The sequence below is a fragment of the Cellulomonas biazotea genome (assembly GCF_004306155.1).
Taxonomy (GTDB): Bacteria; Actinomycetota; Actinomycetes; order Actinomycetales; family Cellulomonadaceae; genus Cellulomonas; species Cellulomonas biazotea.
On the sequence record NZ_BIMR01000197.1, the window covers coordinates 1 to 9,780 of the forward strand.

A 9,780-nucleotide genomic window follows, 5' to 3' on the forward strand; every position below is an offset into this window, starting at 1 on the left:
GCCCTCGTCGCCCCCCGCGCGCCGCGCGTCCCCGAGCGCCAGCAGCAGGTGCGCGCACCCCGCGAGCGGGTGACGGGCCTCACCGAGACTCGCCGGCGGGTCGAGCGCGTCCCGCAGCAGGGCCGTCGCGCGCGACGGGTCGCCGTCGGCCAGCGCCGACCGGGCCGCCGCGAGCGACGCCTCCTCCCACGCGCGCAGCACCTGCCCCTCGCCGCCCTCCCAGGGCTGGAACCGCCGCGACGACAGCGCGCGCAGCGCCTCGTCGGCCCGTCCGAGCGCCGTCAGCAGCGTCGCGTGCTCGACGGTGAGGTCGTCACGCGCCCGGACCGCGGCACGCTCCCGGTCGAGCCGCGCGAGGCGGTCCTCGGGTGCCGCGCCGGCGCGCCGGGCCAGCTGGTCGGACTCGTAGACGAGCCGCGCGTCGCCCGGCGCGAGCGCGAGCGCCCGCTCGTACCAGTGCGCGGCCGCCTCCGGGTCGCCCTGCACGTCGTACGCCGCCACCGCGAGGTTGCGCCGCACGACCACGTCGCCGCCGTCGACCTCGACCGACCGCTGCCACGCGTCCACGGCGTCCTCGTACCGCCGCTCGGCGTACAGCCAGTGCCCGAGCAGCGCCCACGCCCGGCCGTCGTCCGGCGTGCGCTCGCAGGTGCGTCGCAGCATGTCGACGTCGTCGAGCCGCGACGGCAGGCACCACGTGGCGTCCGCCTGCCGGGCGGCCAGCCGGGCGGCCTGTGCCTCGGCGGTGCGACCCGCTCGTTCGAGCAGGTCGGCGCGGTGGTAGTGCGCGAGCGGCGCGACGTTCACCTGGCCCGGCACGGTGGGCAGCGACGCGGCGTGCGCGAGCAGGCGGGCCGCGTCGTCGACCGCGCCGACCGACGCGTGCTCGAGCGCCACGTCGAGGCAGGTCGGCGCGTCCGCCTCGACGGGCTCGCCCGCGAGGTCGCGGGCCCACCAGTCGAGCGGATCGGTCGCGAGGGTGCCGGCGACCAGGCGCGCGGCCTCGTCGGTCCGGCCGAGCGCCCGCAGGGCGACGGCGGCGACGTCGCGCGCCTGGACCTGGTGCCCGTCCAGGTCGAGCACCTCGGCCGCCCGGGCGAGGGCGTCGGCCGGACGCTGCTCCCGTGCGTCGAGCCGCGCGGTCGCGAGCCCGGCAGGCACACGCCACGCCGCGGACCACGCGGCCTTCCCGTAGGCCTCGCGCGCCTCGGCGGGCCGCCCGGTCCGCTCGAGCACGCGGCCCAGGTGGTAGGACGCCGCGCCGTCGGCGGGGTTCGGGTTGAGCGCGGTGAGCCGCGCGAGGGCAGCGCGCAGGTGCCGTTCCGCGTCCGCGTACCGGGCCGAGCGCAGGCGGCGCACGCCGAGCGCGAGGTGCGCGCGGCTGTCGCCGGGGTCGCGGCGCAGGAGCTCCTGCCAGTACGGCTCGGGTGAGCGGGTCGCGTGCCGGTACTGCTCGAGGTGCGTCGCGGTGAGGTGCAGCTCCTCGGCCGACGCGAGGTCTGCCGGGGCCGCGGGCTCCCGCGCGGGGGCGGGGACCTCGACGTGCGCGGGGACGGGTCGGGGGCGCCAGCGGACCAGGTCGCGACCGTCGTGCCGCACGGTGAGGACGAGGTCGGTCGGGGTGTGGGCACCGTCGAGCACGATCTCCTCGACGACCGCGTCGGCTGGGCCGGCGTCGACCACGGTCGACCACACGCGCACGCCGTCGGCCGTCACGAGGTCGACGTGCAGGCCGGGCCGGTCCGCGGTGACGGCGACCCCGAGCGCGACCCGCGTCCGCGCGGCGTCGGCGTCGGGGGAGACGTCGAGGTGCACGGCCGCGTCGAGCGTCGCCTGGTGCACGACCCCGATGCCGCGGTACGGGTACCAGTACTGGCTGAACGCCTTCGTCTCCCCGGGCGCGAGGAACGTGAAGTCCGGCTGGTTGTCGGTGAACACCCCCGCCATGAGCTCGACGTAGGGGCCGTCGCCGTCCGTGAGGTTCGCCTCCCACGCCCGGCCGAAGTCCGAGTCGCCCCACGTCCACTGCTTCTTGCCGGGTGCGATCCGATGGTCGGCCCAGTGCACGAGACCCGCGCCGACGCCGTGGTCGTAGCCGCCGAAGAAGTCGTCCTGCGTCCCCAGGCACATGTACGACGTCGGCACGGGGATGTTGCGGTACCGGTCGAGGCGGTCGGCGTCCGGCCGGTCGGGGGTGACCAGCGCGGGGTAGTCGACGCCGTAGTAGGGGCGGTCGGCCGCGGGGAACGCGGTCACGGCGCGCTTCGCGTGGTCGGCGACGACGTGCACGTCCGTCGGGAAGAACGACTGGTGGTCGTCGCCGACGTGCACGGCCGTGTTCGCCCACCACAGGAACGACTGGACGTCGTCGGTGCGGTTGAGCAGCCGCACGCGCAGCTCGACGACGTTGCTGCCGGGCCGCAGCCGCACGCCGTGCATGCCCTTCATCCGGGCGAACGGGTCGTGCTCGGAGCACCACACGGTGACGGAGCCGTCGTCCTCGTGCTCGATGTACGCGTCGGTGGGCAGGAACGTCGACGGTCGGTGGTGCTGCGGCCAGTTGAGCTCGACGCCGCCGGAGATCCACGGGCCGGCGAGGCCGACGAGGGCGGGCTTGACGACGTTGTTCCGGTAGAAGAAGTCGTACCCGTTCGTCCTGTCGACGCCGACGTGGATCCGCCCGCCGAGCTCCGGGAGCACCATGAGGCGGACCCACGCGTTCTGCAGGTGGATCGCGTCCCACGTCCGGGGCGCGCTCGTGGGGCTGATGCGCTCGTGGAACGGCAGCGGGTAGACCGTGCCGGAGGAGCCCTGGTAGACGCGGCGCTCGAGGTACGCGGGGTACCGGTCGGGCGGGTCCGGCAGGTAGGTGTCGATGACGACGGGCTCGCGCCAGGCGGCGACCGGGTCGTCGGCGAGCGCCGGCGGGACCGGCGGGAGGTGGAGGCGGGACTCGTCGTCGAGCATGCCCACGACGCTAGGTCGCGCCGGACCGGCGGGGAATGTGTGATCCTGCGGTCACCATGGACGAAACGACGATCACAACGACCTCGCGGGAGGTCCCCGCACGGCTCGGCGAGGGGTTCCCCGGCCAGCGCATGCGCGTGCTCCCGCGTCCGCTCGTCGCGCAGGCGGCACAGGCCCCGGTGACGTCGTCGCTGCTCGTGACCGACGTCGGCTTCTTCCCCCGGGCGTCGTCGCACGGTCGGGTGCGCGAGCGGGGCGCCGCGCAGCACGTCGTCATCGTGTGCGCGTCGGGGCGGGGCGCGTGCCGGCTGCCGTCGGGTGAGCACCCGGTGACCGCGGGCCAGGCGTTGCTGCTCCCGGCGGGGGTACCGCACGCCTACGCGGCGGACGAGCGGGACCCATGGACGATCTGGTGGCTGCACGTCACGGGTCGTGCCGTGCCGGAGCTGTTCGCGGCGACCGGTGCGACCGTCGAGCGGCCCGTCGTCGGCCTGGCCGACCCGCCGCGGGTCCTCGCGCTCGTCGACACGGTGCTGCGCCGGATGGAGCGGGACGAGACGACGTCCAGCCTGGTCGCCGCGTCGGGCGCGGCCTGGCACGCGCTGGCCCTGCTGGCGGCCGACCGTCGTGCGGTCGGTGCCGCGCCGCACGACCCCGTCGAGGCGGCGCTCGACCTGCTGCGGGCGACGTCGTCGGAGCGCACGTCGGTCGACGAGCTCGCCGCGATGGCCGGGCTGAGCCGGTCGCACTTCGCGGCGCTGTTCCGTCGGGCCACCGGCTTCGGCGTGCTGGAGTACCAGACGCGGCTGCGGATGGCGGCCGCCCGGGAGCTGCTCGACACGACCGACAGGACGATCGCGTCGGTCGCGCGGCAGGTCGGCTACCCGGACGCGCTGTACTTCTCCCGGCAGTTCCGCCGCATCCACTCGGTCAGCCCGAGCGCGTACCGCAGCCAGGAGCGCGGCTGACGCCGGGCGTGCCATGGTCCGCCCTCAGCCGACGGCGCCGTCGGGGTCGTCGGGTGCGAAGAGGCGCGCGAGCGACTCGGAGCCGCGGGCGAGCAGCGTCACGTCGGCGCCGACGAGGACGAACGACGCCCCCGCCTCGACGTACGCGCGCGCCAGCACCGGGTCGAAGGCGTTGACCCCGACGGGCACCCCGGCGGCACGCACGGTCCGGATCGTGCGCCGCACGGCGTCGACGACGTCGGGGTGGTCCTGCCGGCCGAGCAGGCCCATCGACGCGGCCAGGTCGGACGGGCCCACGAAGACGCCGTCGACCCCGTCGACGCGCGCGATCGCGTCGGCCGCGTCCACGGCCTCGACGGTCTCGACCTGGACGAGCAGCGACACGTGCGCGTCGGCGTCGTCGAGGTACCCCTCGACGCGGTTCCACCGGGCCGACCGGGCGAGCGCCGACCCGACGCCGCGGCGTCCGCGGGGCGGGTAGCGCACGGCCGCGACGACCTCCCGGGCCGCGTCGGCGCTCGACACCATGGGCACGAGCAGGTTCTGCGCCCCCAGGTCGAGCACCTGCTTGATCGTCACGACGTCACCGCTGGGGACCCGCACGACGGACGTGACGGGGCTCGCGGCGACGGCCTGCAGCTGTGCGAGCACGGACTCCAGCCCGTTCGGCGAGTGCTCCATGTCGACGAGCAGCCAGTCGAGCCCGGACCCCGCGCAGATCTCGGCGACGAGCGGGCTGCCCGAGCACACCCACATGCCGGTCAGCGGGCGCCCGGCCGGCACGCGGGTCTGCTGCGCGGCGAGGGCGTCGCGGAACGTCGGCGTCAGTCGAAACGGCACGTGATCGTCCCCAGGTCGCGGTAGTCGGCCAGCACGGTGTCGCCCCGGCGCACCCACATCGGCCTCGTGAAGGAGCCCGCGAGGACGAGCTCGCCGGCCTCGAGGCGGTCGCCGTGCGCGGCGAGCTTGTTCGCGAGCCACGCGACGCCGTTCGCGGGGTGGTGCAGCACCGCGCCCGCGACGCCGGACTCCTCGACGCTCCCGTTGCGCTGCAGCATGGCCGCGACCCAGCGCAGGTCGACGTCGTCGGGCCGGACGGGCCGGCCGCCGTGGACCATCGCGCCCATCGCGGCGTTGTCGCTGATGGTGTCGACGATCGTGCGGCCCTCGAGCGCGATCCGGGACGACAGGATCTCCAGGGCGGGCACGACGTACTCGGTGGCGCGCAGGACGTCGAACAGGGTCGCGTCGGGGCCGTCGACGGGCTCGGCGAGCAGGAACGCGAGCTCGACCTCCACGCGGACGTTGGAGAACCGGCCGTGGTCGATCACGGCACCGTTCTCGTGGACCATGTCGGCGAAGATCGCGCCGTAGTCGGGCTCGTCGATGCCGGTCGCCGCCTGCATGACCTTCGACGTGAGGCCGATCTTGCGTCCGACGGGGCGCCGGCCCGCGGCGACGGCGCGGCGCCGCCACTCGGCCTGCACGGCGTACGCGTCCTCGACGGTCATGCCGGGGTGGCGTGCGGTGAGCAGCGGCACGGTGGTGCGGTCCCGCTCGGCGGCGGCGAGCTCGTCGGCGATCGCGGTGAGGGTCTCAGGCGTGAGCACGGCGGCCTCCGTCCGGGGGGCGCCGGTGCACGCGGCCGATGCCGTGTGCGCGCCGGCGCGTCGCGCCGCTCACAGCTGGTGCCCGAGCTTGTACTCGCCCTGCTTCCACGTCGGGAGCGCGTCGGCGTCGTCGCCGGGACGGGTGTAGGAGAACCCGTCGGCCCCGATCGTCACCTCCATCTCGCTGGTGTCCGCGCGCGCGAGGACGGGCTGCGGGTTCCCGTCGAGGTCGAGGACGAGCGACGCCTCGGTGTACCAGGACGGCACCACGGGGTTGCCCCACCAGTCGCGGCGCTGGTTGTCGTGCACGTCCCACGTGACCACGGGGTTGTCGGGGTCGCCCGTCCAGTAGTCCTGCGTGTAGATCTCGACGCGGTGCCCGTCGGGGTCGCGCAGGTACAGGTAGAACGCGTTCGAGACGCCGTGCCGGCCGGGTCCGCGCTCGATCCGGTCGGACAGCCGCAGCGAGCCCAGCCGGTCGCAGATCGCGAGCACGTCGTGCTTCTCGTGCGTCGCGAACGCGACGTGGTGCAGCCGCGGGCCGTCGCCGCCGGTCATCGCGGTGTCGTGGACGGTGGGCTTGCGGCGCATCCACGCCGCGTACGTCGTGCCGGCGGCGTCCTGGATGTCCTCGGTGACGCGGAACCCGAGGTCCTCCATGTACCGCACGGCGCGCGGGACGTCGGGCGTGACCTGGTTGAAGTGGTCGAGCCGTACGAGCGGGCCGGGCGGCTGCAGGTCGTAGCGCCACGCGAGCCGCTCGACGTGCGCGACGTCGTGGAAGAACTCGTAGGGGAACCCGAGCGGGTCCTCGACGCGCACGCTGTCGCCGACGCCCGCCGTGAAGCCGTCCGGGCGCCGCTCGACCCGGCACCCGAGCTCGCGGTAGAACGCGACCGCCCGGTCCAGGTCGTGCGGGGCGCGCACCCGGTAGGAGAACGCGGCGGCCGCGGCGACTGGCCCTTGCCGCAGGACCAGGTTGTGGTGGATGAACTCCTCGAAGGTGCGCAGGTACACGCACCGGTCGTCCTCCTGCGTCACGACGAGGCCCAGGACGTCGACGTAGAAGCGTCGTGACGCCGCGAGGTCGGTGACGACGAGCTCGATCGACGCGGCGCGCACGACGTCGGGCGGCGGCGACGACGGCGTGGGGACCGGACCGGCGTTCATGACGGCCTGCCCTCCTTGCCGAAGGTCGGCTGGTGCACGTCGCCGAGCGTGACGTGCACGGCCTGCTGATGGGTGTAGAAGTCGATCGAGCGGTACCCGCCCTCGTGCCCGAGGCCCGACGCCTTGACGCCGCCGAACGGGGTGCGCAGGTCGCGGACGTTGTTGCTGTTGAGCCACACCATCCCGGCCTCGACCGACTGCGCGAAGGTGTGCGCCCGGCGCAGGTCGGTGGTCCACAGGTAGGCCGCGAGCCCGTACCGCACACCGTTCGCGAGGGCGAGCGCCTCGGCGTCGGTGTCGAACGGCGTGATCGCGACGACGGGGCCGAAGATCTCCTCCTGGAAGATCCGCGCGTCCGGCGCGACGTCCGCGAACACCGTGGGGGCGACGTAGCTGCTGCCCGCGAGCCCCTCGGGCGGACCGCCGCCGGCGACGAGCCGCCCCTCGGTCCGGCCGATCTCGATGTACCGCAGGACCTTCGCGACGTGCTCGGGGTGGACGAGCGCCCCGACCTCGGTCGCCGGGTCGTGCGGCGGCCCGACGACGACGCGCCGCGCCTGCGCCGCGTACCGCTCGACGAACTCGTCGTACACCTCGCGCTGCACGAGGATCCGGCTGCCCGCGGTGCAGCGCTCGCCGTTGAGGGAGAACACCCCGAAGATCGTCGCGTCGATCGCGGCGTCCAGGTCGGCGTCGGCGAAGACGACCGCGGGGGACTTGCCGCCGAGCTCCATCGACAGGCCCTTGAGGTGCGGCGCGGCGTTCGCGAAGATCACCTGCCCGGTCCGGCTCTCGCCGGTGAAGGAGATGAGCGGCACCCCGGGGTGGCGGACCAGGGCGTCACCGGCCTCCTCGCCGAGGCCGTGCACGAGGTTGAACACCCCCGTCGGCACGCCTGCCTCGGCGAAGATCCCCGCCCACAGCGACGCGGACAGGGGCGTGAACTCCGCGGGCTTGAGGACGACCGTGTTGCCCGTGGCCAGCGCGGGCCCGAGCTTCCACGACTCGAGCATGAACGGCGTGTTCCACGGCGTGATGAGCCCCGCGACGCCGACGGGCTTGCGGTTGACGTAGTTGAGCTGACGTCCGGGGACCTTGTACGCGTCGTCCCGCTGCGCGACGACCAGGTCGGCGAAGAACCGGAAGTTCTCCGCTGCTCGCCGGGCCTGGCCCAGCGCCTGCGTGATCGGCAGGCCCGAGTCGAACGACTCGAGCTCGGCGAGCCGGGCGTCGCGCTGCTCGACGAGGTCCGCGACGCGGTGCAGGACGCGTGAGCGCTCGCGGGGCAGCATCCGGGGCCACGGGCCGTCCTCGAAGGCGTGCCGTGCGGCGGCGACGGCACGGTCGACGTCGGCGGCCTGCCCGGCGGCGGCGTGCAGGTACGTCTCGCCCGTGACGGGGTCGAGCACCTCGAACGTCGCGCCGTCGAGCGAGTCGACGTCCTCGCCGCCGACGTGGTGCCGCAGCAGCCGCGGCAGGTCGGCGGGCACGTGCGGCGGGCGTGCTGCGGCCCGCGGGTCGGTGCTGTCCGGGTCCATCAGGTCGCCTCTCGCGCGGTCGTCGCGCCGGCCGTGGCCGGTGCCTCGTCGGGGTGCTCGTGGCTGAGGTACGCGGCGAGCGTCGCGGAGCGGTGCGCCCGCGCGGCCGTCTCGACGTGCGCGGGCGGTGCACCGGCCGCGATGAGGTCGACGATCGCCTCGTGCTCGCGGACGGACTCGTGCGCGCGGCCGGGGACGAAGCTGAACGTCGAGTCGCGCAGGTGCCCGAGCCGGACCCACTCGGCGTCGACGAGCGCGAGCAGCCGCGGGTTCGGGCACGCGGCGAACAGCACCGCGTGGAACCGGTGGTTGAGCGACGTGAACAGGCGCGGGTCGAAGTCGTCGAGCGACTCGACGAGGCGACGGTTGAGGTCGCGCGCGCGGCGCAGGTCGTCGGGTCCCAGGTGCGGGGCGGCGAGCGCGGTGGCGGCCCCCTCGAGCACGGCGAGCGTCTCCATGCTGTGGCGGTACTGGGAGTCGTCGATCATCGACACGCGCGCCCCGACGTGCCGCTCGAACGTCACGAGGCCCTCGGCCTCGAGCAGGCGGATCGCCTCGCGCACGGGCACGACGCTCATGTCGAGCTCCTGGGCGATGGACCCGAGGACGAGCCGGTAGCCGGGCGTGAACTCCTCGCCCGCGATCCGCTCCTTGAGCCAGTGGTACGCGAGCTGCGACTTGCTGCGTGTGGGCGCGGGCTCGCTCACCGGTCGGCCCGCCACGCGTCGAACCGCGCCCGCCACGTCGCGTCCATCGGGAACAGCCCCTCGACGGGGTGGCCGTCGGCGACCTGCCGGGCGACCCAGCCGTCCTCCTGCTCCTGGGCGAGGGCGGCCTCGACGACCTCCTCGACGAGGTCCGGGGGGATGACGACGACACCGTCGGCGTCCCCGACGAGGACGTCGCCGGGCTCGACCGTGGTGCCGCCGCACGCGACCGCGACGTCGACGTCCCAGGGCACGTGCCGCCGCCCGACGACCGCAGGGTGGGGACCGGCCGCGTACACGGGGATCCCGACGGCCGCGACGGCGTCGTGGTCGCGCACGCCGCCGTCGGTGACGATCCCGGCGGCGCCGCGGGCGCGGGCGCGCAGCGCGAGGATGTCGCCGAACGTGCCGGAGCCCGCGTCGCCACGTGCCTCGATGACGAGGACGTCGCCCTCGTCGAGACCGTCGAACGCGCGCTTCTGGGCGTTGTGCCCGCCGCCGTGGCGGGCGAACAGGTCCTCGCGGCCGGGCACCAGGCGCAGGGTGCGCGCGGTGCCGACGAGCTTCTGCCCGGGGTGCAGCGGGCGGACGCCGTCGATCGTCACGGCGTCCAGGCCGCGCTTGCGCAGCTGCGCGCTGAGGGCCGCGACCGGGGCCTGGTGCAGCCGGTCGCGCAGCGCGGGCGTGAGGCGCGGTACCCCCGGGTCGGGGGACAGACCGGCGGCGGTGCGCGAGCCCCACGCCTCGGTGCGCTGCGTGTCGTCGACGGACGGGAGCGACCCGAGCGTGCCGTCGAACGGGTGGGTGCCCTGCACGACGG

At 75.0% G+C, this 9,780-nt stretch carries 8 protein-coding genes; 1 reads left to right on the forward strand and 7 read right to left on the reverse strand.

All coding sequences use genetic code 11. From position 1 onward, the window contains the following. Positions 1-2,967, reverse strand: a 2,967-nt coding sequence (locus tag CBZ_RS12840) for a DUF5107 domain-containing protein (RefSeq protein ID WP_130781925.1), incomplete at its 3' end; no start/stop codon positions are given. Positions 2,968-3,023: 56 nt separating this feature from the next. Between CBZ_RS12840 and CBZ_RS12845 the strand changes: the two genes are divergently transcribed. Next, entirely contained in the window at positions 3,024-3,935 is a 912-nt protein-coding gene (locus CBZ_RS12845) for an AraC family transcriptional regulator (RefSeq protein ID WP_218022766.1), read from the forward strand. A gap of 24 nt (positions 3,936-3,959) precedes the next feature. Here the strand turns inward: CBZ_RS12845 and CBZ_RS12850 are convergent, their stop codons facing one another. From CBZ_RS12850 to CBZ_RS12875, 6 genes are all read right to left on the reverse strand, one after another. Continuing rightward, on the reverse strand, positions 3,960-4,775 hold the full coding sequence (locus CBZ_RS12850; protein WP_130781926.1) for an HpcH/HpaI aldolase family protein: 816 nt from the start codon (positions 4,773-4,775) through the stop codon (positions 3,960-3,962). Further along, positions 4,760-5,545, reverse strand: a complete 786-nt coding sequence (hpaH, locus tag CBZ_RS12855) for a 2-oxo-hept-4-ene-1,7-dioate hydratase (RefSeq protein WP_130781927.1) — start codon at positions 5,543-5,545, stop codon at positions 4,760-4,762. Before hpaH ends, CBZ_RS12850 begins: the two co-directional genes overlap by 16 nt. A 69-nt stretch (positions 5,546-5,614) precedes the next feature. Next, complete coding sequence (hpaD, locus tag CBZ_RS12860; protein ID WP_130781928.1) at positions 5,615-6,715, reverse strand: 3,4-dihydroxyphenylacetate 2,3-dioxygenase; 1,101 nt, start codon at positions 6,713-6,715, stop codon at positions 5,615-5,617. Next, a complete protein-coding gene (locus CBZ_RS12865; RefSeq protein ID WP_130781929.1) occupies positions 6,712-8,253 on the reverse strand; it encodes an aldehyde dehydrogenase in 1,542 nt (513 codons plus the stop codon). The genes hpaD and CBZ_RS12865 overlap by 4 nt, the downstream gene beginning before the upstream one ends. Further along, the gene (locus CBZ_RS12870) at positions 8,253-8,960 is read right to left on the reverse strand and encodes a GntR family transcriptional regulator (RefSeq protein WP_130781930.1); all 708 of its coding nucleotides are present in this window, start codon (positions 8,958-8,960) and stop codon (positions 8,253-8,255) included. Before CBZ_RS12870 ends, CBZ_RS12865 begins: the two co-directional genes overlap by 1 nt. Beyond that, a partial coding sequence (locus CBZ_RS12875) for an RraA family protein (protein ID WP_507762211.1) occupies positions 8,957-9,780 on the reverse strand: 824 nt, incomplete at its 5' end. The genes CBZ_RS12870 and CBZ_RS12875, both read right to left, overlap by 4 nt.

Coding starts and splice junctions, on each gene's coding strand:
- hpaD (WP_130781928.1), bottom strand. CDS start 6,715: ATGAACGCCGGTCCGGTCCCCACGCCGTCGTCGCCGCCGCCCGACGTC.
- CBZ_RS12845 (WP_218022766.1), top strand. CDS start 3,024: ATGGACGAAACGACGATCACAACGACCTCGCGGGAGGTCCCCGCACGG.
- CBZ_RS12865 (WP_130781929.1), bottom strand. CDS start 8,253: ATGGACCCGGACAGCACCGACCCGCGGGCCGCAGCACGCCCGCCGCAC.